A 19,067-nucleotide genomic window follows, 5' to 3' on the forward strand; every position below is an offset into this window, starting at 1 on the left:
CGAGAAGAAGCACCCCGAGTACCACATCAAGGTCACCGGGTTCGAGACCTATGAGGATGAGTGGAAGGCGCTGACCGCCGCCAACAAGGAGGGCAACCCGCCCACCATCATCCAGAACTTCGAGGCCGCCACCACCGAGTCCCGCGACCAGGTCAACTCCGACGGCAAGCCGCTGTTCGCCAACCTGCAAAAGGCCCTGGACGGCCGCAAGAAGGTGCTCGGCGAGCCGGTGGTGATCGACGACGTGGTGCCCGCCGCGAAGAACTACTACTCGGTGGACGGCAAGTACACCTCGATGCCGTGGAACACCTCCACCCCGCTGTTCTACTCCAACATGGACTACCTGAAGAAGGCCGGGATCTCCTCCGCCCCCACCACGTGGGAGGAGGTCAAGTCCGACTGCGACAAGATCAAGAAGATGAAGAACGGCCCCAAGAAGTGCGCCACCTGGGCCGACCACGCCTGGTACCCCGAGCAGATGCTCTCCGAACAGGGCGGCCTGTTGACCAACAACAAGAACGGCCGTGACGGGCGCGCCACCAAGGTCGACATCAACACCGCCGCGTACAAGAAGTTCCCGAAGTTCTGGAAGAAGCTCAACGACGACGGCGAGTTCTACTACACCGGCAAGCAGGAGGACTTCCTGGCACCGGTCGACACCTTCAACGCCCAGAAGACCGCGTTCCTGCTCAGCTCGTCCGGCGACGCCAGCAACGTCATCTCCGAGACCAAGAAGGCCGGGGCCAAGGTCGACGTCACCATGATGCCGAGCTTCAAGGGCACCAAGAACCACGGCAACGTCATCGGCGGCGCCACCCTGTGGCTCACCGACGGCCTGGAGAAGAAGACCACCGACGGCGCGCTGGCCTTCATGCAGTTCATCGACAACCCGACCAACGCCGCCGACTGGCACAAGAAGACCGGCTACATCCCGATCACCAAGGCCGCCTACGACAAGCTCGACAACGAGGGCTGGTTCAAGAAGAACCCGTACCAGAAGCTGGCCAACGAGCAGCTCGACCGCTCCGAAAGCAGCCCGGCCACGCTGGGCGCGCTGGTCGGCAACTTCGTGTCGATCCGCCAGCAGGTGACCCAGGCGATGGAGGACATCATCACCTCCGGGGCCAATGTGGATTCCAGCTTCGCCAAGGCGCAGAAGAAGTCCCAGAAGCTCCTGGACGACTACAACAAGCTCTACGCGAAGTAGCACCGTGGCGCTTTATCCGTTGATGGTGCCGCTGTTCATCGCGACGGCGGCGCTCGGAGCCCTGGTGGGCTGGAGGGCCTGGCGTGCCGCCGGGCTCTCCGGCTCCCGGGGGGCGTGGACCGTGGCGCCCGCCGGGCTGCTCGGTCCACTGTTGACCATGTGGCCGATGGACTCCTGCACCTTCGAGCCGAACCGCACCGGCCTGGACATCGCCGTCGGCGTGGTGGCGTTCGCCGCCGGTGCCGCCGTGGCCATCGCGGTGGTGGCCTGGGTCGGGCGCGCCCTGTCCCTGCCCGGCGGGGCGTCCAACCTGGACACCGGCGACAACTACGGATCGTGGAAGGGCGGCCGCGGCATCCCGTGGCTGCTGTTGCTGCCCACGCTGGTCATCCTGGCGTTCTTCCTGTACTGGCCGCTGGCCGAGACCTTCCGGCTGTCCACCCACCTGGTGCGCCTCAACGCGCCCATCGAGCCCTACACCTGTGTGGACAACTACACCGTCATGCTCGGCCCCAGCATCGAGTGGTGGTGGGTGGTGCCGGTCGTGCTGCTGGCGCTGGTCGCCGCCGCCGAGTTCCTCGCGCGGCGCTTCGCCGACCCGGTCAGCGACCTGCCCGGCGGGCTGCGCTGGCTGCGCGGGGTCCTGATGGTCGTGGCCGCCGTGACCGTCGCCGCGGCGATGTTCGGCGCGGACTACCGCCGCTACTTCGCCAACACGCTGCTGTTCACCGGCGCGATCGTCGTGGTGGGGCTCGCGGTCGGCCTGGGCATCGCGCTGCTGGTCTCCCTGCCCATCAAGGGCCGCGCGGTGTATCGCACCCTGCTGATCTGGCCGTTCGCCATCAGCCCGGCGATCGCGGGAATCCTGTTCTCGCTGCTGTTCGACCCGCTGATCGGGATGCTCGGCCACGTCTACGAGGCCCTCACCCCGTGGTCCATGCCGGCCTTCGCCACCAACCCCGTCCTGGCCAAGATCGTGGTGATCCTGGCCAGCATCTGGAAGAACCTCGGCTTCACGATCCTGTTCTACATCGCGGGCCTGCAAAACGTCCCCACCAGCATGCTGGAGGCGGCCAAACTGGACGGTGCCAACGCCTGGCAGCGCTTCCGGCACTTCATCCTGCCCAGCCTGACGCCGATCACGTTCTTCCTCGTGGTGACCAACGTGACCTACGGCTTCTTCCAGGTCTTCGGCTCGATCGAATACCTCACCAAGGGCGGCCCGTCGGGGGCCACCACCGACGCCCTGACCCAGATCTACATCGTGCAGAACAGCAACGTCGGTGAGGGCGCCGCGGCGTCCGTGGTGTTGTTCGCGATGGTGCTGGCCGTGACCGCCTGGCAGTTTAGGGCCAGCGGACGACGCGTCCACTACGGAGCATGAGAGGGGTGCGACCATGGCAATCGACGTGACCGCGGTGGCGACCGACGCCGCCGACGACTCCGCGCCGGATCGGCGGCGCGGCCTGCGACGCGGGAAACGCACCTGGCACATCCACCTGGCGCTCATCGTGATCTGCCTGGTGCTGTGCGCCCCGGTGCTGTACGCCCTGCTGGTGACCACGCAGGACAAGTCCGCGATGCTGCACTTCCAGCTGTTCCCCGGCTCCGCGCTGGGCGACAACCTGCACACCGTCCTGGACACGCACGGGCTGGGCACCTACATGCTCAACTCGGCGATCATGTCGGTGATCATCGCGGTGGGCAAGGCGATCACCGGCCTGCTGGCCGGCCTGGCCTTCGTCTACTTCCGCTTCCCCGGGCGCGGCATCGTGTTCTTCATCGTCCTGATCACGCTGATGATGCCCACGGAGATCTCGATCCTGGCGCTGTTCAACATCGTCGATCAGCTCGGCATGACGAACAACCTGTCGGGCCTGACCGTGCCGTTCCTGGCCTCGGCCACCGCGGCGTTCCTGTTCCGCCAGCACTTCTCCAACCTGCCCGCCAACCTGTCGGAGGCGGCGCAGCTCGACGGCGCCAACCCGATCCAGTTCCTGTTCAAGGTGCTGGTTCCCTTGTCGTGGAACGTGATCGGTGCGCTGACCGTCATCGAATTCCTGTACGGCTGGAACATGTACCTGTGGCCGCTGCTGACCGTCCACGACGACGACGCCCAGGTCGTCCAGGTCGGACTGAGCGGCCTGCAACAGACCGGCAACGAGGGCATCACCTACGGCCCGCTGATGCTGGGCGCCCTGATCGCCTCGATCCCCCCGATCCTGGTGTTCATCGCGCTGCAACGACCCTTCATGAAGGGCTTCGCGCTCTCCCACGATAAATAGCCAGTATGCAGGCATTTACCTGCCGCTATGGCCAAATTGCGGACGGTGATGCCAGGCTGACCCCCTCACCGATGAACGAGCAAGGAGTAAACACATGAGACGATCGCTGATCGCCATCGCCTCGGTTGCCGCGATCGTGGTGTCCATGGGCGGCGCCCTCGCCTGGGCGGACGACACCGGCGGCGGCACCAACGGCAAGGCCGACGCCGCGGCCGGACCCACCGCCGACCAGCTGCGCGACGCCGTCAACGGCTGCGACACCCAGCTGTCGGACGGCACCTATGCCGAGGACGAGGACGGGTCGTCCGACATCCCGGTGTGCAAGTCCTCCGGCGGCGCGGTGCACTGGAAGGCCGACATGGACGTCGACTGCGACGGGCAGCGCACCGACCAGTGCAATGAGGACACCGACCCCTCCTGGCAGAACGAGACCTCGTTCCAGCAGTCGGACGGGCAGCCGCTGAACGCGGCCGCCCTGCCGTTCTACGTGATACCGCTGCCCAGCGACGTCTGGAACTACGAGGACGCCGGCATCGACCCCGGCACCGTGGCCGCCGTCGTCTACCAGGACAAGGTGGTCTACGCCGTGTTCGGCGACCAGGGGCCCGACACGATCATCGGCGAGGGCTCCTACGCCCTGGCCGACGCGCTGGGGATTGACCCGGACCCGGCCACCGGCGGGGTCGAGGGCAAGGCCGTGGACTACATCCTGTTCCCCGGCGTCACCGCCGACCCCATCGAGGACCACGACAACGCCACCTCCGTCGGCACCGACGCGGCCAACAAGCTGGTCGGCGCCTGACGGGGCGACGGCCTCCTAGGCGTACGAGTTCTTGTAGTAGATGCTGGCCAGCCGCCCGCCCGGGCACCCGGACGCCAGTCCCAGGGCCAGGGCGGGCTTGCCGCCGACCTTGAGCACCCCCAGGCCCTCGGGCTCGCGGTAGCTCAGCGAGTAGCCCGCCTTGGTCAGGTGGGTCTCGTAGTCGGAGGGCTTGTTGAAGTTGATCCGGCTGATCTTGACGTTTCCGTCCAGGTCGCCGTCGCCGTGCCCCACCTTGCAGTTCTTGTCGCCGCCCTCGTAGGCGGTGCCCTGCAACAGATACAGGTGCTGTCCATAGTGCTGGAATCCCTGCGGTGTGACGCCGGGCGGGTACGCCGCGGAGGTGCCGACCGACGCCAGCGGGGCGGAGTAGTCCTTGGCGGCGAACTTCGCCAGATCGAACATGGTGATGGTGTTGGCCTCGCCGCTGCGCTGGTGGCGCACCGCGATGGTCCCCGCGTCCATGTCGAGCGAGCAGGCCGCCAAACGGTTGCCGGGGAAGGGATCGAACAGTTCCACGTCGTCCTTGGTGATGGGCGTGGCGGTGTTCTTGAACGCGAACCGGCAGATCTGGGTGCCCCGCACGTCGTCGCCGTACGGCTTGGCGACCGCCTCGGTCCACATGGTGACCCCGCCTCCACCGGGCTGCACGCCGAAGGCGATGCCGTGCCCGAAACCCTTGAGGTACATGCGTCCCAGCTTCTTGCCGGTCAGGTCGAGCTTCGTCACCGTGAGATCGCCGGGCTTGGCGTTGTTGGAGACCTGCATCGTGTACAGGTGTCCGTGGGTGTTGTCGAACGCGAAGCATTGCAGGACGGTGGTGGCCGTCAGCGGCTTCTTCCAGAACAACCGGTCGGAGCCGTGGGTGAGGTCGAACTTGCCGGATGTCGGCACGGCGTCTTGGGCCTGAGCCAGCTGGGACAGGCCGGCGGCCCCCAGGCCGGCGGCGACGGCGGCCGTGCCCGCACCGGCCAGGATGGCTCGGCGGCTGACGCGGCGGGAGGAGTGCTTCATGAATCGGGCCTTCGATGTCGGGAAATGTTGTGCGGCTTAACCTATCGATAAAACGCACAAAATTCGCACATGTGGGTGACACGCCGGCCGGGGCGTCCACAACCCGGCCATGACCCCGCCCCACGCCTGTCACCGCTGGTGTGCGTGAGGTGGACGATTCGGGCGATCTCGGCGTAGCGTGTGGAGTCCGTACGAGCCCGGCAGCCGAGAGGAAGGACCCTCCGTGGATTCCGAATGTCCCGACACTCAGCCGGAAGCCGCCGATCGGCTGGTGACGCTGCGAGAACGACTGCGGGGGTTCAGGTCCGGGCTGCAAGCCGGAAACGTCTCGCCCGAGCTGTGGTCCGGGGTCGTGGAGTGCGGCGTGGAGGCCACCGCCCTGCGCAAGTCCGCGATGTCCGCGCTGGACGACGACCCCGAGTGCGAACGGTCCCGCAAGTCCGCCGGGTACGCCATCCGCATCGAGACCGACATCTGGGCGTTCGCCGACGCCATCGCGGGGCTGTGCCTGAAGAACGCCGAGGCGCCCCGCAAGACCGACGGCTGAGCCGACAAGACGCGAAAACCGCCGGACGAGTAGCCCACACTCGTCCGGCGGTTTCTTGTTCCCCCGAGGGTTTGGCTCTAGCCGACCATCGCGTGGCGCGGGGCGTGGCGCTCGACCGCGCCGAGCGCGGTGGTGCGGCGCCTCGCCGAAAGGACCGTGGCCGCGCCCAGCAGCGCCGCCCCGCCGATCGCCACGCCCCAGGCGGCCAGGGTGAGGGAGTCGGGGTGGATCAGCGACTGCCCGCGCACCGCCTGCCAGGCCGTGACGGTCACGAATCCGACGTAACCGAAGGCGACGCTGCCCAGCAGCCGGGCACGGACCTTGGCGTCGCGCAGCCACGACAACCGGGTCGCCAGCAGGTTGAGCGCCAGGACCACGGCCAGCAGCACCTGGATGGCGTGCAGCCCGAAGAAGTGCGGCACCCGCATGTCGCCGCCAGTGATGCTCCAGTCGGTCAGCGGCATGCCGTTGCCGTCCGGGTCGCCGATGCCGTGGCCGCCCACCAGGGTGACGTTGCCGCCGTCGGCGTCGTGCACGGTGCGGGGTCCGGCCGAGGCGTTGACGCCGACGATGAAGTAACCCAGGAACATGCCGATCGCCGCCACGCCGATGCCGATGCGCAGCGCCCAGGTCTGCGCGGCGTCGCCGATCCGCTGGAACAGCAGCACGATCGCGATCACCATGCTGGTGCCGAACAATCCCAGGACGCCGGACATGAAGACCTTCTGGCCGACGACATTGAAGGTGTCGGTGTTGACGTTGAAGTGGCTGAAGGTGCCGCGCGCCGCCTGGGCGGCGATGAAGCCGACGTCGACGAAGCCGGTGACCGCGAACAGGGTTCCCAAGGTCCACATGGTCTTGGAGGCCCGGGTGGCCTTCGACAGCATCCAGGCCAGGGTGGCGCCGTAGGCGGCGAAAGCCAGGCCGAACTTCCACGGCTTCAACCAGACGTTCTCGCCGATCAACTGCCTGTGGTCCACCAGCATGCCGACGGTGGCCACCAGCACCAACAGGCTCATGGCGGCGACCATCACCATCATCGGCCGGTGCCAGGTTTTGATTCGCGCTAGGACAGTGGACATTGGTGTCTCCTCGTTCGCGTGCTTTGCTTCAGGGGCACCACTTATGCTTCGTGACGCGTGAGGTTTCGTCAGTCGGGTAGATCCCCCAAAGTTCGGTGGGGGTAACCCCCGAATCACAGTGGGGCGCGGCTCACTGTCGAAGCCTCCTGGCGTGGAACCGCACTGAAAGGGCCGCTAAACTCGCAGGCAATATTCACGTCCGCCGCGCTATACGAGGAGCATCGTGACCAAAACGCTGACCGTCGAACTGGTCGCCGTCGAAGAGAAGGTGTGGACCGGCCAGGCCACGATGCTGATCGCCCGCACCACCGAGGGGGAACTGGGCGTCATGCCGGGCCACGCCCCGCTGCTGGGCCAGCTGGCCGACCCCGGGACGGTGCGCATCAAGACCGCCGACGGCGACGAACTGATCTATCGCGTCAACGGGGGATTCCTATCCGTGACCGGCAGCGGCGCGACCGTGCTGGCCGAAACCTGCTCCCCGGCCGAGACGGTATCCGCCGACTCGGCCGTCGAGCTCTAATCTCCGGCGCCAGTCGGTGAGCGAGGCTGGGCCGAGGAGTGGTTGAGACGATTCTCGTGATCGCCGCGGTTCCCGCGCTCGCCGGTTTGGCCCTGGCGGTGCTGTTCGGCCGCCGCACCTTCCTCACCCGCAGCGGAGCCATGGCGATGGCCATGCGCATCTACCGGCGCGTCCCGGGACGCGGCTGGGCCCCGGGCTTCGGCACCTTCAACGCCGGGCGGCTCGCCTGGTACCGGATGTTCAGCTACTCGCCGCGCCCCCACCGAACCCTGGACCGCGCCGAGCTGAAGGTCGAGCAGCGCCGCGAGCCCGTCGGCGCCGAGCGGCAGATCTTCCCGCCCTCCGTGGTGATCCTGTGCTGCCAATCGCCGGACGGCGAGGTCGAGGTGGCCATGACCCGTTCGGCGCTCACCGGCTTCCTCTCCTGGCTCGAGGCCGCCCCGCCCGGGGCGGCCTCCGATTTTTACGGGAACTGATCACCAGCCGCGGCGGGGCCCGCGCGACGAGGGGGTCGGGCCCGCGTCCCGCGTCCGGTACACAATGTACGGACGGAACAGGTACCACACCGGCGCGCTGAAGGCGTGCACGAGGCGGGTGAAGGGGAACAGCGCGAACAGCGTCATGCCGATCAGCGCGTGGATCTTGAACGCCGGGGACGCGGCGGCCATCGCGGCGGCGTCGGGGCGCAGCGTCCAGATGGAGCGGAACCACACCGACACCGTGAGCCGATAGTCGACCTCGGCGCCGTGGCCCAGACCGGCCACGGCCGACAGCAGGGTGGTGGCCAGGCCCGCCACCAGCGCCGCCACCAGCACCACGTACATCACCTTGTCGTTGACGGTGGTGGCGCTGAACACCGGGCCGGTGGTGCGGCGCCGCCAGATCAACAGCGCGACTCCGCCCAGCGTCGCCACCCCCGCCACGGCGCCCAGCGACAGGGCGGTGACGTGGTACTGCTCGTTGGAGATGCCCAGGGCATCGGTCCAGTTCTCGGGGATCAGCAGGCCCACGGCGTGCCCCGCGATCACCAGGAGGATCCCGAAGTGGAACATCGGGCTGGCCACGCGCAACAGCCGCGACTCGTACAGCTGGGACGAGCGGGTCGTCCAGCCGAAGCGGTCGTAGCGCCACCGCCAGACGGTGCCGCCGATCAGCAGGACCAGCACGGCGTACGGCGCCACCGCCCAGGCCATGGTGTCGGCCAGCGACGCGGTCACGACGCGACCCTCGTCGGCATGCCCAGCATCACCTGCGGCTCCACGCCGACGCCCTCGGCGGGCGGTCCGTCGGCCGCCAGTCGGCGCACCTCGGCACCGTCGGGCGGTGGCAGGGTGGCGGCCACGGCGTCCAGGACGTGGCGGTAGCCGGTGCCGTGCTCGTGCAGGGCGCCGCGCAGCAGCTCGATGGCGGAGCGGAACTCCACCAGCAGCCGGTGTCCCGCCGCGGCGTCGCCGCGCGCGGCGAACTCCAGCACCACGCCGAGATGGTCGGGCAGCTCGGCGCCGTCGCACGCCCAGCCGCTGGCCGCGTAGACGCGCTTCAGCCGGGCCAGGGCGGGCCCGCGCCGCCGGGTGTCCCCGTCGGCGTAGTAGGTGAGATGCAGGGTGCGGCGGCGCTTCAGGTCGAAGACGTCCACGTAGGCGCTTTCGAGCCGCCCGGGGTCGGCGGCGGCGATGTACCCCAGCGCCGCCTCCAGACCCGCCCGGGCGGGGGAGCCGTCCAGTTCGGACACGGCGCCGGCCACCAGCGGCAGCCGCTGCCGGAAGGCGGCGTCCGGGTAGTCCAGCAGGCGCGCGGCGGCGGCCCGCTCCACGGCGAAATCCCTCACGCTCATTCCTTTCTGGGCGGAAACAGCCCCTGGGGGCGGCCGTTGCCGTCCCAGTTGAGCAGGTTCACCCGTCCCGACAAATCGGACGGGGAATCGGAGGTCTGGCGCTCGGTCAGGGCGTGGAAGGTCTCGACGCTGGCGGCGGGGGGCGCGCCCGACGACTCGCCGAACGGCCCGCTGCCGCCCATGCCGGGGCCGCCCTCGAAGTCGAGATCGCAGCCGATCTCCTCGATGACGCCGCGGTCGGCGTCGTCCACGCCGTAGGCGGTCGGGATGACGTAGCGCTCGTCGTACTTCGCCAGTGCCAGCAGGCGGTACATGTCCTCGATGTCGTGAGTGGACATTCCCACCTGTTCGGCGATCGCCGGCGCCGGCTCCTGACCCAGGTTGACCGCGCGCATGTGGGACCGCATCGCCGCCAGCTTGCGCAGCGAGGACCTCACCGGGGCGACGTCGCCCGCGGTGAACAGCTCCGCCAGGTACTCCACGGGGATGCGCAGCGTCTCGATGGCGCCGAACAGGTTGTGGGCGTCCTCGCCGTCGTGACCGGTGGAGGCCAGGGAATCCACCATCGGCGACAGTGGAGGGATGTACCAGACCATCGGCATGGTCCGGTATTCCGGGTGCAGCGGCAGCGCCAGACCGAAGCGCTTGATCAGGGCGAACACCGGGGAGCGGCGCGCCGAATCCAGCCAGCGCCGCGGAATCCCGTCGCGCAGCGCGGCCCGCTCCACGTCGGGATCGTTCGGGTCCAGGAACACGTCCATTTGGGACCGGTAGAGGTCGGCGGGGTCGGCCACGGCCGCGGCCTTGCCCACGCTCTCGGCGTCGTACAGCATGACGCCCAGGTAGCGCAGCCGTCCCACGCAGGTCTCGGAGCACACCGTGGGCATGCCGACCTCGATGCGCGGATAGCACAGGGTGCATTTCTCGGCCTTGCCCGTCTTGTGGTTGAAGTAGACCTTCTTGTACGGGCAGCCCGTCACGCACATCCGCCAGCCCCGGCAGCGATCCTGGTCCACCAGGACGATCCCGTCCTCGGCCCGCTTGTACATCGCGCCGCTGGGGCAACTGGCCACACAGGACGGGTTCAGGCAGTGCTCGCAGATCCGCGGCAGGTAGAACATGAACGCCTGCTCGAAGTCCAGCTTCACCTTGTCGCCCAGCCGTTTCACGATCGGGTCGTTGCGGGCCAGCTCGGGGCCGCCGCCCAGGTCGTCGTCCCAGTTGGCGCTCCAGGTGATCGCCATGGGGTCACCGCTGATCAGCGAGTACGGCCGGGCGACCGGGATGTCGTCGCCCAGCGGCGCCGAGATCAGGTTCTCGTAGTCGTAGGTCCACGGCTCGTAATAGTCCTGTATGGATGGCATCTTGGGGTTGGCGAAGATGGACACCAGCTTCTTCACGCGCCCGCCCGCGCGCGGCTTCAGGCGGCCGGTCCTGGTCCGCCGCCAACCGCCCTTCCAGCGATCCTGATCCTGGTAGGTGCGCGGATATCCCTGCCCCGGGCGGGTTTCCACGTTGTTGAACCACGCGTACTCCACGCCGCCGCGGTTGGTCCACGCCTGCTTGCAGGTCACCGAGCAGGTGTGGCAGCCGATGCACTTGTCGAGATTCATCACCATGGCCACCTGGGCCATGACGCGTCCGATCTTCGCCATCAATACACCACCTTGGATGTTCGCTTCCGCACCACGGTCACCTCGTCGCGCTGGTTTCCGGTGGGGCCCAAATAGTTGAACGCGTACGACAGCTGCGCGTAGCCGCCGATCAGGTGGGTGGGCTTGATGAGCAGCCGGGTCAGCGAGTTGTGGATGCCGCCGCGGCGGCCGGTGGTCTGCGACTTCGGCATGTCGACCACGCGTTCCTGCGCGTGATACATGTAGACGGTCCCGGTCGGCATCCGGTGCGACACAACGGCACGCGCGGCGATCACGCCGTTGCGGTTCACCGCCTCCACCCACTCGTTGTCGGCGACGCCGATCGCCGCCGCGTCCGCCGGGCTCATCCACAGCGTCGGTCCGCCCCGCGACAGGGTCAGCATCAGCAGGTTGTCCTGGTACTCCGAGTGAATCGACCACTTCGAATGCGGCGTCAGGTACCGGACGGTGACCTCGCGCCCGTCGACGCCGAACGACGGCTCACCGAACAGCCGATGCGCGTCCAGGGGCGGCCGGTACACCGGAAGCACCTCCCCGAACTCGCGCATCCACTCGTGGTCCACATAGAAGTGTTGGCGGCCGGTGAGGGTGTGCCACGGCTTGTCGTGCTCGACGTTGATGGTGAACGGCGAATACCGGCGATCGGGCGCCTCCTTGCCCGACCACTCCGGGCTCGGCCCCACCGGGGTGGGCCGGGTCTGGGTGTCGGTGAACACCACCCGCCGCTCGGCCGCGCCGTCGATCAGCTCGGAGAAGTCGGTGCCGGTGCGCTCGGCGAGTGCCCGGAATCCCTGGGCGGCAAGCCTTCCGTTGCTGGTGCCCGACAGCGCCAGGATCGTCTCGCATGCGGCGATGTCGGTGTCCAGCAGCGGTCGCCCCAGACCGGCGCCGCGCTGGGCCACGCCGTTGCGCTTGCCCAGCCAGTCGATCTCGGCGTCGGGGACGAACGCCACGCCCTTCACCGGCAGGCCCTTCGACTCCGCCAGCGGCCCCAGCGTCGACAGCTTGTCGGCGATCGCGCTGTAGTCCCGCTTCACCGCGACGATGGACGGTGCGTTGCGTCCCGGCTCGACCGGGATGCCGCGGCGCTTCCAGTCCGGTGCCACGCCGCCGGGCTGGGCGAGCTCGCCGGGAGTGTCGTGCTGGTGCGGCGCGGCGACCAGATCGGTGACCTCGCCGAGATGGTGCTGCGCCAATTGGCTGAACTTCCTGGCCAGGGCGCCGAAGCTCTCGAAGTCGGTGCGGGCCTGCCACGGCGGGTCGATCGCCGGGGTGAAGGCGTGCACGAAGGGGTGCATGTCGGTGGTGGACAGATCGTGCTTCTCGTACCAGGTGGCAGCGGGCAGCACGATGTCCGACATCAGGGTGGTGCTGGTCATGCGGAAATCCATGCTCAGCAACAGATCCAGCTTGCCGCGCGGCGCCTCCTCCCGCCAGACCACCTCCTGTGGACGGTGGATCGCGCCGGCCTCGTCGCCCTGGACGTTGGAGTCGGTGCCCAACAGGTGCCGCAGGAAGTACTCATCGCCCTTGGCCGACGAACCCAGCAGGTTGGCCCGCCACACGGTCAGCACCCGCGGCCAGTTCGCCGGGTCGTCCGGGTCCTCGGCGGCGAAGCGCAGGTCCCCGGCTGACAGGGCGTCGGCGACGTACCGCGCCGGTTCCTTTCCGGCCTCCTCGGCCTCGCGCGCCAGCGTCAGCGGGTTGCGCCCGAAGGTGGGGAAGACCGGCATCCACCCCATCCGCGCCGAGGCGGCCACCAGATCGGCGGTGTGCCGCGAATCGAGCTCGCCGCTGCCCAGCGGGGACGTCAGGGCGCCCGCGCGGTAGGTGTCGTAGCGCCACTGGTCGGTGTGCAGGTACCAAAACGGCGTCGCCGCCGAAAAGCGCGGCGGACGGCTCCAGTCCATGCCCGAGGCGTATGCGGCCCAACCGGTCTGGGTGCGGCACTTCTCCTGGCCCACGTAGTGCGCCCAGCCGCCGCCGTTGACTCCCTGGCAGCCGGTGAGCAGCAGCAGCGACAGGAACGCGCGGTACATGGTGTCGCCGTGGAACCACTGGTTGGTCCCGGCGCCCAGTACGATCATGCAGCGCCCGCCGCTGGCCGCGGCGGTGGCGGCGAACTCCCGCGCGATCCGCACCGCCCGGTGGGCGGGCACCGAGGTGACGGTCTCGGCCCATGCCGGGGTGTAGGGGACCGCGGCGTCGTCGTAGCCGTCGGGCCAGTCGCCGGGCAGCCCCTCCCGCGGCACCCCGTACTGGGCGAGCAGCAGGTCGAACACGGTGGTGACCAGGCGCCCGCCGACGCGCCGCGCGGGCACGCCGCGCCGCAACACCCCGCCGTCCACGTCGAAGCGCGGCAGCCGCACCTCCACCGCCTCGTGCGGTCCATCGTGGAAGCTCAGCGTCGGGCGGCGGTCGCCCAGATCGAGGTTCCACCGCCCCTTTCCCGCCTCGCCCCAGCGATGCCCGATCGTCCCGTTCGGGGCGACGACGCCGCCGTCCGCCGCGTCGCAGAACACGGGCTTCCACTGCCCGTCGGGCTCGTCCATGCCGAGATCGGCGGCGGTGCAGAACTTCCCGGGCACCAGGTAGTCGTCCTTGCGCGACAACTCCACCAGGAACGGAAGATCCGTGTACTTGCGCACGTACGCGTCGAAGGTGTCGTTGTGCCCCTTCACGAACTGCTCGGTGAGGATCACGTGCCCCATCGCCATGGCAAGCGCCCCATCGGTCCCCGGGTGCGGCGCCAGCCATTCGTCGGCGAACTTGGTGGCGTCGTTGTAATCCGGCGACACCACGACCACCTTCTGGCCGCGGTAGCGCGCCTCCGCCATCCAGTGCGCGTCCGGGGTGCGGGTGACGGGCACATTGGACCCCCACAGCATCAGATACGCCGCGTCCCACCAGTCTCCCGACTCGGGAACGTCCGTCTGGTCGCCGAACACCTGCGGCGAGGCCACCGGCAGATCGGCGTACCAGTCGTAAAACGACAGCATGGTGCCGCCGATCAGGTTGACGAAGCGCGCCCCCACCCCGTGCGACACCTGCGACATGGCGGGAATCGGCGAGAACCCCGCCACCCGGTCGGGACCGTAGGTCTTGATGGCGTGGACGTGCGCCGCCGCCGCGATCTCCAGCGCCTCGTCCCAGCCGACGCGCACCAGCCCGCCCTTGCCGCGCGCCGACTGGTAGGCCCGCCGCTTGTCCGGCGTCGTCGTGATCTCCTCCCACGCCGCCACCGGGTCGCCCAGCCGGGCCTTGGCGTCCCGGTACATGTCGACGAGCACGCCGCGGGCGTACGGATAGCGCACCCGGGTGGGTGAGTAGGTGTACCAGGAGAACGCCGCCCCGCGCGGGCAGCCGCGCGGCTCGTACTCGGGGCGGTCGGGACCCACCGAGGGGTAGTCGGTGGCCTGGGTTTCCCAGGTGATGATGCCGTCCTTGACGTACACGTTCCACGAGCACGAGCCGGTGCAGTTGACGCCGTGGGTGGAGCGCACGACCTTGTCGTGGCTCCACCGATCCCGGTAGAACACGTCGCCGGCGCGACCCCCGTGCCTGATCACGGCCCGCAGGTCCTCGGTGGCGCCCGCCCGGGTCAGGCGCACCCCGAGCCGCAGCAGCGCCTCGCCCGCGCCGCCGCCTTGTCGAGGGTTCGCCACGTTCCGCCTCCCGTCGAGCGCCGGTCGGTCTTTTCCGTATTGAACACAGCGCACGGTAACCCCGGCGCGGGCTATTGGTCGGCGGTTTCGCCAACCAAGGTCCCGAAATTCCGCGAATCCCGTCTGTGCGACGACCTGCGGCCCTAACGTTGCGGCGTGACGACGACGCATTCCGCCACAGTCGACACCGGCATCCATAAGGGAGCGGGTGCCAACCTGGCGCTGGCCACCGCGGCGTTCGCGCTCACCTTCTGGGCGTGGAACCTCATCGGCCCACTGTCCAAAAGCTACTCCCAGTCGCTGCACCTGTCGCCCGCCGAAACGTCCATTCTGGTCGCCATCCCGGTGTTGGTGGGATCCTTGGGCCGCATACCGATCGGCGTGCTCACCGACAAGCTCGGCGGACGCGTCATGTTCACCATCACCTGCTTCGTCAGCATCGTCCCCACCTTCCTGGTGGGGCTGTCGGGCGGTTCCTACGGGATGCTGCTGCTGTGGGGCTTCTTCCTCGGCTTCGCCGGGACCACCTTCGCCGTGGGCATCCCCTTCGTCAACGCCTGGCACCCGCCCGCCCGGCGCGGCTTCGCCACCGGCATGTTCGGCGCGGGCATGGGCGGCACCGCGCTGTCGGCGTTCATCACGCCCCGCCTGGTCCCCGCGCTGGGCCTGTTCGGCACCCACCTGGCGATGTGCGCCGCGCTGGCCGTCATGGGCGTCGGCATGTGGCTGTTCAGCCGCGACGCTCCAGGATGGAAACCCAGCACCGAGGCGGCGCTGCCGCGCATCCGCGACGCTGTGAAGATCCCCGCCACGTGGCAGCTGTCGCTGCTGTACGCCGTCGCCTTCGGCGGCTTCGTGGCCTTCTCCACCTACCTGCCCACCCTGCTGACCAGCGCCTACGACTTCGCTCAGACCGGCGCGGGCATGCGCACCGCGGGCTTCTCGCTGGCGGCGGTGATCGCGCGGCCCGTCGGTGGCATGCTGTCGGACCGGATCGGGCCGGTCCGGGTCTGCCTCATCTCGCTGTTCGGCACCTGCCTCGGCGCCGTCATTCTGGTCTTCCACCCGCCCGCCGAGATCCCCGCCGGGGCGGCCTTCGTGTTCATCGCGATCGTGCTGGGCCTGGGCACCGGCGGCGTGTTCGCCCTGGTGGCCAAGCTGGTCGAGCCCGCGCGGGTCGGCACCGTCACCGGCCTGGTGGGCGCCGCGGGCGGGCTCGGCGGCTACTTCCCGCCGCTGGTGATGGGCCTGGTCTACCAGGCCACCGGCACCTACGCCATCGGCTTCATCCTGCTGGCCGTGGTGGCCGGCGCCGTGGGCGTGTTCACCGTCAGGGCGTTCGGCTCCGTCAAGTGAGTCCATACGGGATTAAAGTGTCGCGTTAGGGTGGTCCGATGCGTTTGACGAAGTACACCCACGCCTGCGTCCGCCTCGAAGCCGACGGACACGTCCTGGTGATCGATCCCGGGGAGTGGAGCGAGGCCGCGTCCCTGGACGGCGCCGACGCCGTCGTCATCACCCACGAGCACGGCGACCACGTCGACCCCGACAAGCTCACCTCCGCGGTGGAGGCGAACCCGAACCTGGCGGTGTTCGCCCCCGCCGACGTGGCGGAACAGGCGTCCGGGCTGGGCATCGCCGTCACCACCATCGGAGTCGGCGAATCCTTCGACGCGGCGGGCTTCCGCATCTCGGCGCAGGGAGGCGAGCACGCCAAGATCATGAAGGGGCGGCCGACCTGCGCGAACCTGGCCTATCTGGTCGAGACCGCGGGCGGCACCGTCTACTACCCGGGCGACAGCCTGCACCGCCCCGAAACCGCGGTGGACACGCTCCTGGTGCCCACCTGCGCACCGTGGCTGAAGCTCGTCGAGGCCGTGGAGTTCGTTCAGGACGTGGCGCCGCGGCGCGCCATCTCCACCCACGACGCCATGCTCACCGACAAGGGCGAGCTGGTCGTCGACAGCTGGTTCGTCGAATACGGCGGCACCGAATACCTCCGCATGGCGCCGGGCGAAAGCCTCGACCTCAACGGCTAGCGGCCTTGCGGTACGCCCGGATCGACAGCGGGACGAACACCGCCAGGATCACCACGATCGCGACCAGCGAATACCACCCGGGGTGCTCCACCGGGAAACCCGAGGTGCTCTTGACCGGCAGGCCCTTGTTGCCCCACATGCCGCGCAGTTGCAGCACGATCGCCGACACCGGGTTCCAGTCGGCGATCCGCTGCAACACCAGCGGCATGTCCTTGGTCGGCACGAAGGCGTTGGACAGGAACGTCAGCGGGAACATCCAGATGAACCCCGCCGACTGCGCCACCTCCACGCTGCGCACGCTCAGGCCGATGGTGGCCGAGATCCAGCTCATCGCGTACCCGAACAGGAACAGCAGCCCGAAGCCGCCGATCACCTCGAGGGCGTTGGTGTGGGTGCGCCAGCCGACGATCAGGCCGCAGATCGCCATCACCGCCACCACCAGCACGTTGTTCAACAGGTCCGATGTGGTCCGTCCCACCAGGACGGCCGCCCGCGACATCGGCAGCGACCGGAACCGGTCGATGATGCCCTTGGTCATGTCCTCGGCCAGGCCCACGCCGGTCAGCGCCGAACCGAACGCCACCGTCTGGGTGAAGATGCCCGCCATCAGGAACTCGCGGTAGCTGATGCCCGGCACCTTGATGGAGCCGCCGAACACGTACGCGAACAGCAGCACGAACATGATGGGCTGGATCGTGGAGAAGATCAGCAGGTCGGGCACCCGCTTGATCTTGATCAGGTTCCGCTTCGCCACCACCCAGCCGTCAACGAGAGCTTCCATGGTCACGTGCCCTCCTCTTCGGTCTCGTCGGCGGCCCGGTGGCCGGTCAGCTGGAGGAACACGTCGTCCAGCGTGGGACGGTGAATGCCGATGTCGGCGGGCTTGATGGACGCGGCGTCCAGCCGCCGCACCGCCTCGAACAGCGCCTGCGTCCCGTCGGACACCGGGATGCTCACCGTGTGCGACTCCTCGTCCACGGTGTACCCCGGCAGCTCCAGGGCGTCGACCGTCCGCACCACCGCGCCGGCGTCGGCCTTGGAGTGCAGCGTGATGTCCAGCCGCTCCCCGCCGATCGCGCGCTTCAGATCGTCCGGCGTGCCGTGCGCGATGGCCTCGCCGTGGTCGATGACGATGATGTCCTCGGCCAGCTCGTCGGCCTCCTCGAGGTACTGCGTCGTCAGCAACAGCGTCGTGCCCTCGGCGACCAGCTCGTTGATCACGTCCCACATGCCGATCCGGCTGCGCGGGTCCAGGCCCGTGGTGGGCTCGTCCAGGAACAGCACCGGCGGCGAGGCCACCAGGGCGCCGGCCAGGTCGAGCCGGCGCCGCATCCCGCCGGAGTAGGTCTTGGACGGCCGGTTGGCGGCGTCGGTGAGGTCGAACCGCTCCAGCAGCTCGCTCGCCCGCCGCCGTGCCTGGCGCTTGCTCAGGTGGTACAGCCGCCCCACCATCTCCAGGTTCTCCATACCGGTGAGGTTCTCGTCGACGGCGGCGTACTGCCCGGACACGCCGATGATCTCCCGCACCCGGTTGGGGTGCGCGATCACGTCGATGTCCTTGATGGTGATCTCGCCCTGATCCGGCGCGACCAGGGTGGTCAACATCCGCACCATGGTGGTCTTGCCCGCCCCGTTCGGACCCAGCAGCCCCAGCACGGTCCCCTCCGGCACGGACAGGTCGAGCCCGTCGACGGCGGTGACCGAACCGTAGGTTTTGACCAGACCACGCGCGACAATCGCGTCTGCCATGGTGGACACATTAAGTGCCGGGCCCGGCACCCGCCGGTGAAACGGCCCAAACTCAGGCGTTCTTGGCGGGCTTCCACAGCACGTCGTCACCGTTGTTGCAGGTGCGGGCCAGCACGAACAGCAGGTCGGACAGCCGGTTCAGGTACGTGGCGGGCACCGGGTGCGTCGCGTCCGGCTCGGCCTCCAGCAGCGCCCAGGTGGCGCGCTCCGCCCGCCGCGCGATGACGCACGCCTGGTGCAGCAGGGCCGCCGCGGGCGTCCCGCCCCTCAGGATGAACGACTTGAGGCTCGGCAGCTTCGCGTTGTACTCGTCGCACCAGCCCTCCAGGCGCGTCACGTACGACTCGGTGATGCGCAGCGGCGGGTACTTGGGGTCCTCGGTGACGGGGGTGGACAGGTCGGCGCCCACATCGAACAGATCATTTTGGACGGACGACAGCACCGCGTCGACGCCGTCCGGGACCTCCGCCAGGGCCAGCGCCACCCCGATCGCCGCGTTGGTCTCGTCGACGTCGGCGTAGGCGGTGATGCGCGGATGCGTCTTGGGAACCCGGCTGAAGTCCGACAGCCCGGTGGTTCCCTGGTCGCCGGTCTTGGTGTAGATCTTGGTGAGATGCACGGCCATGGGCCGACACTATCGCTCACTG

18 protein-coding genes are annotated in these 19,067 nt (G+C 68.8%); 9 read left to right on the plus strand and 9 right to left on the minus strand.

Annotated features, from left to right (window positions below; translation table 11 throughout):
• The 4 genes from VE172_RS12210 to VE172_RS12225 all read left to right on the plus strand — a co-directional run.
• Positions 1-1,207: extracellular solute-binding protein (locus tag VE172_RS12210; protein WP_324801824.1), on the plus strand; the 1,207-nt coding region annotated here is incomplete at its 5' end.
• A gap of 4 nt (positions 1,208-1,211) precedes the next feature.
• Positions 1,212-2,591 (plus strand): carbohydrate ABC transporter permease, encoded by a 1,380-nt coding sequence (locus VE172_RS12215; protein ID WP_324801827.1) that lies wholly within the window; start codon positions 1,212-1,214, stop codon positions 2,589-2,591.
• Positions 2,592-2,604: 13 nt separating this feature from the next.
• Positions 2,605-3,492: a carbohydrate ABC transporter permease gene (locus VE172_RS12220; RefSeq protein WP_324801830.1), complete on the plus strand. Its 888-nt coding sequence runs from the start codon at positions 2,605-2,607 to the stop codon at positions 3,490-3,492.
• 94 nt (positions 3,493-3,586) lie between these two features.
• A complete protein-coding gene (locus tag VE172_RS12225) occupies positions 3,587-4,294 on the plus strand; it encodes a glycoside hydrolase family 75 protein (RefSeq protein ID WP_324801833.1) in 708 nt (235 codons plus the stop codon).
• Positions 4,295-4,309: 15 nt separating this feature from the next.
• Here VE172_RS12225 and VE172_RS12230 read toward each other — a convergent pair whose 3' ends face one another.
• On the minus strand, positions 4,310-5,326 hold the full coding sequence (locus VE172_RS12230) for a phage baseplate protein (RefSeq protein ID WP_324801835.1): 1,017 nt from the start codon (positions 5,324-5,326) through the stop codon (positions 4,310-4,312).
• A gap of 223 nt (positions 5,327-5,549) precedes the next feature.
• Between VE172_RS12230 and VE172_RS12235 the strand changes: the two genes are divergently transcribed.
• Positions 5,550-5,873: a hypothetical protein gene (locus VE172_RS12235; protein WP_324801837.1), complete on the plus strand. Its 324-nt coding sequence runs from the start codon at positions 5,550-5,552 to the stop codon at positions 5,871-5,873.
• A 77-nt stretch (positions 5,874-5,950) separates the two neighbouring features.
• Here VE172_RS12235 and VE172_RS12240 read toward each other — a convergent pair whose 3' ends face one another.
• Positions 5,951-6,955: a hypothetical protein gene (locus VE172_RS12240; protein ID WP_324801840.1), complete on the minus strand. Its 1,005-nt coding sequence runs from the start codon at positions 6,953-6,955 to the stop codon at positions 5,951-5,953.
• Positions 6,956-7,178: 223 nt separating this feature from the next.
• On the opposite strand from VE172_RS12240, the gene VE172_RS12245 reads away from it, so the two are divergent.
• Complete coding sequence (locus VE172_RS12245; RefSeq protein ID WP_324801843.1) at positions 7,179-7,478, plus strand: F0F1 ATP synthase subunit epsilon; 300 nt, start codon at positions 7,179-7,181, stop codon at positions 7,476-7,478.
• 38 nt (positions 7,479-7,516) lie between these two features.
• Positions 7,517-7,954, plus strand: coding sequence for a DUF2550 domain-containing protein (locus VE172_RS12250; protein ID WP_324801846.1), 438 nt, complete (start codon positions 7,517-7,519; stop codon positions 7,952-7,954).
• Here VE172_RS12250 and narI read toward each other — a convergent pair whose 3' ends face one another.
• From narI to VE172_RS12270, 4 genes are read right to left on the minus strand one after another with little or no spacing between them, the layout of a single operon-like run.
• Positions 7,955-8,671, minus strand: a complete 717-nt coding sequence (narI, locus tag VE172_RS12255) for a respiratory nitrate reductase subunit gamma (protein WP_349258354.1) — start codon at positions 8,669-8,671, stop codon at positions 7,955-7,957.
• A 20-nt stretch (positions 8,672-8,691) separates the two neighbouring features.
• Complete coding sequence (gene narJ / locus VE172_RS12260; RefSeq protein WP_349258353.1) at positions 8,692-9,312, minus strand: nitrate reductase molybdenum cofactor assembly chaperone; 621 nt, start codon at positions 9,310-9,312, stop codon at positions 8,692-8,694.
• Positions 9,309-10,967, minus strand: a complete 1,659-nt coding sequence (narH, locus tag VE172_RS12265) for a nitrate reductase subunit beta (protein WP_324801855.1) — start codon at positions 10,965-10,967, stop codon at positions 9,309-9,311. Before narH ends, narJ begins: the two co-directional genes overlap by 4 nt.
• Entirely contained in the window at positions 10,967-14,632 is a 3,666-nt protein-coding gene (locus VE172_RS12270; RefSeq protein WP_324801858.1) for a nitrate reductase subunit alpha, read from the minus strand. Before VE172_RS12270 ends, narH begins: the two co-directional genes overlap by 1 nt.
• A 156-nt stretch (positions 14,633-14,788) precedes the next feature.
• On the opposite strand from VE172_RS12270, the gene VE172_RS12275 reads away from it, so the two are divergent.
• Together VE172_RS12275 and VE172_RS12280 are read left to right on the plus strand one after the other, a co-directional pair.
• The gene (locus tag VE172_RS12275; protein WP_324801861.1) at positions 14,789-15,988 is read left to right on the plus strand and encodes an MFS transporter; all 1,200 of its coding nucleotides are present in this window, start codon (positions 14,789-14,791) and stop codon (positions 15,986-15,988) included.
• A gap of 38 nt (positions 15,989-16,026) precedes the next feature.
• On the plus strand, positions 16,027-16,671 hold the full coding sequence (locus VE172_RS12280; RefSeq protein WP_324801864.1) for an MBL fold metallo-hydrolase: 645 nt from the start codon (positions 16,027-16,029) through the stop codon (positions 16,669-16,671).
• Here the strand turns inward: VE172_RS12280 and VE172_RS12285 are convergent.
• Genes VE172_RS12285 through VE172_RS12295 form a run of 3 tightly spaced genes read right to left on the minus strand, consistent with a single transcriptional unit; the run spans position 16,661 to position 19,045 of the window.
• Positions 16,661-17,452: an ABC transporter permease gene (locus VE172_RS12285; protein WP_324801867.1), complete on the minus strand. Its 792-nt coding sequence runs from the start codon at positions 17,450-17,452 to the stop codon at positions 16,661-16,663. The two genes, VE172_RS12280 and VE172_RS12285, sit on opposite strands and share 11 nt — an antisense overlap.
• Positions 17,453-17,454: 2 nt before the next feature.
• Complete coding sequence (locus VE172_RS12290) at positions 17,455-18,420, minus strand: ATP-binding cassette domain-containing protein (RefSeq protein ID WP_324801870.1); 966 nt, start codon at positions 18,418-18,420, stop codon at positions 17,455-17,457.
• A gap of 52 nt (positions 18,421-18,472) precedes the next feature.
• Complete coding sequence (locus VE172_RS12295) at positions 18,473-19,045, minus strand: cob(I)yrinic acid a,c-diamide adenosyltransferase (RefSeq protein ID WP_324801873.1); 573 nt, start codon at positions 19,043-19,045, stop codon at positions 18,473-18,475.
• Positions 19,046-19,067 lie beyond the last annotated feature (22 nt).

Origin of the sequence: Stackebrandtia sp. (assembly GCF_035643755.1) — a bacterium.
Classification (GTDB): domain Bacteria; phylum Actinomycetota; class Actinomycetes; order Mycobacteriales; family Micromonosporaceae; genus Stackebrandtia.

What these genes read in the sequence shown, in the direction of transcription:
- VE172_RS12230 (WP_324801835.1), bottom strand. Translation starts at nt 5,326, where the DNA reads ATGAAGCACTCCTCCCGCCGCGTCAGCCGCCGAGCCATCCTGGCCGGT.
- narH (WP_324801855.1), bottom strand. Translation starts at nt 10,967, where the DNA reads ATGGCGAAGATCGGACGCGTCATGGCCCAGGTGGCCATGGTGATGAAT.
- VE172_RS12280 (WP_324801864.1), top strand. Translation starts at nt 16,027, where the DNA reads ATGCGTTTGACGAAGTACACCCACGCCTGCGTCCGCCTCGAAGCCGAC.
- narI (WP_349258354.1), bottom strand. Translation starts at nt 8,671, where the DNA reads ATGGCCTGGGCGGTGGCGCCGTACGCCGTGCTGGTCCTGCTGATCGGC.
- VE172_RS12225 (WP_324801833.1), top strand. Translation starts at nt 3,587, where the DNA reads ATGAGACGATCGCTGATCGCCATCGCCTCGGTTGCCGCGATCGTGGTG.
- VE172_RS12290 (WP_324801870.1), bottom strand. Translation starts at nt 18,420, where the DNA reads ATGGCAGACGCGATTGTCGCGCGTGGTCTGGTCAAAACCTACGGTTCG.
- VE172_RS12285 (WP_324801867.1), bottom strand. Translation starts at nt 17,452, where the DNA reads ATGGAAGCTCTCGTTGACGGCTGGGTGGTGGCGAAGCGGAACCTGATC.
- VE172_RS12295 (WP_324801873.1), bottom strand. Translation starts at nt 19,045, where the DNA reads ATGGCCGTGCATCTCACCAAGATCTACACCAAGACCGGCGACCAGGGA.
- narJ (WP_349258353.1), bottom strand. Translation starts at nt 9,312, where the DNA reads ATGAGCGTGAGGGATTTCGCCGTGGAGCGGGCCGCCGCCGCGCGCCTG.
- VE172_RS12220 (WP_324801830.1), top strand. Translation starts at nt 2,605, where the DNA reads ATGGCAATCGACGTGACCGCGGTGGCGACCGACGCCGCCGACGACTCC.
- VE172_RS12240 (WP_324801840.1), bottom strand. Translation starts at nt 6,955, where the DNA reads ATGTCCACTGTCCTAGCGCGAATCAAAACCTGGCACCGGCCGATGATG.